Below are 1620 nucleotides of genomic sequence, written 5' to 3'. Positions count from 1 at the left end.
GACAATCGGGGTGCGCAAGAACTCATAGCCATAGGCTCGAGTGAGATCACGCAAAACATGCTCTAAATGTGTCCACTGCACAGCATCAGCTGGCAAGAGATCATTCATGCCACGAACGCCATTAATTTTCTGAATCTTTTGAGCTTTAGAGGAGTTGATCTGGTCTGTCATGTTGTACGCTTGTTTTGTATTTCTTTATTGTTCTTGTTTTTTATTCTTACTGGCTTTAGCTCTTATTTAGGAGCGTAATGTTGGTTGACGTAATCGTCCACAATCACCTGAAACTCTTGGGCAATATTCTCGCCACGCAAAGTCTTGACTTTGACCCCATCCACGAACACTGGAGCTGCAGGAGTCTCGCCAGTACCCGGTAAAGAGATACCGATATTAGCGTGTTTACTCTCGCCCGGACCATTGACGATGCAACCCATAACTGCAACATTCATTGCTTCAACACCAGGATGGGTTTTTTTCCAGACCGGCATTTGTTGACGCAGATAGGATTGAATATTCGCAGCCAACTCTTGGAAAGTGGTGCTGGTCGTTCTGCCGCAACCAGGGCATGCAATCACCATCGGGGTGAAATTACGCAAGCCCATGGTTTGCAAAATTTCCTGGGCAACAATAATTTCATTCTCACGCGGGGCACCTGGATCAGGAGTCAGAGAGACTCGAATCGTGTCACCAATGCCCTCTTGCAACAAGATGCCCATCGCTGCTGTTGAAGACACAATGCCTTTGCTTCCCATGCCTGCTTCGGTGAGACCTAAATGCAATGGGTAATCGGAACGACGAGACAGATCGCGATACACGGCCACCAAATCTTGCACATTGCTGACCTTACAAGACAGCAAAATTTGATTGGGGTTCATGCCGAACTCCACAGCCTTTTCTGCAGACTGCAATGCCGACTGAATTAATGCCTCGATCATGACTTCCTGCGCAGTCTTCGGTTCAGGCAATGCGGCATTACTATCCATAATGCTAGCTAGCAAGTCTTGATCTAAGCTACCCCAGTTCACACCAATCCGAATGGGCTTGTCATACTTGCATGCCGCTTCGATCATTTGCGCAAATTGTGGATCGCGTTTAGCGCCCTTACCCACATTACCAGGATTAATGCGGTACTTGGATAAAGCTTTGGCGCACTCTGGATACTCATTCAATAAGGTGTGGCCGTTGTAATGGAAGTCGCCAATCAATGGGACTAAGACATCCATCTTGTCTAACTGTTCACGAATATAGGGCACCGCTTCAGCCGCAGCTGGTGTGTCTACCGTAATACGCACCATCTCCGATCCTGCGCGAGCTAACTCTTTCACCTGTATTGCGGTAGCAATAGCATCAGCGGTATCGGTATTGGTCATGGATTGGACGCGTACTGGCGCATCGCCACCAACAGTAATGATGTTGGTTTTCCAAGCAATCATTGCTTGACGTGTAGCTCTCTTAGGCGATGGGCCTAAAGGTAGCTTAGGAAGATTGCTAGATGGATTACTCATGGGACTTGTTTTATGAAATCAGTCGTCTAATCTTTTGAGCCACTGCACTGAGTGCTCGGGCTGATACTCTTGCTCGATTTCTTCATCATCAAGACTATCAACATCATCTTCTTGATCG

At 47.3% G+C, this 1620-nt stretch carries 1 protein-coding gene; it reads right to left on the bottom strand.

What is annotated here, in order from left to right; all coding sequences use genetic code 11:
- Positions 1 to 233 precede the first annotated feature (233 nt).
- Positions 234 to 1502 (bottom strand): flavodoxin-dependent (E)-4-hydroxy-3-methylbut-2-enyl-diphosphate synthase, encoded by a 1269-nt coding sequence (gene ispG, locus B7X71_RS16575; RefSeq protein ID WP_293599115.1) that lies wholly within the window; start codon positions 1500 to 1502, stop codon positions 234 to 236.
- Positions 1503 to 1620: the final 118 nt, after the last annotated feature.

This window comes from Polynucleobacter sp. 39-46-10, assembly GCF_002282275.1.
Note: the sequence above shows the minus strand (reverse complement) of the source record. Positions and strands in the feature narration are given on the sequence as shown.

What these genes read in the sequence shown, in the direction of transcription:
- ispG (WP_293599115.1), bottom strand. Translation starts at nt 1,502, where the DNA reads ATGAGTAATCCATCTAGCAATCTTCCTAAGCTACCTTTAGGCCCATCG.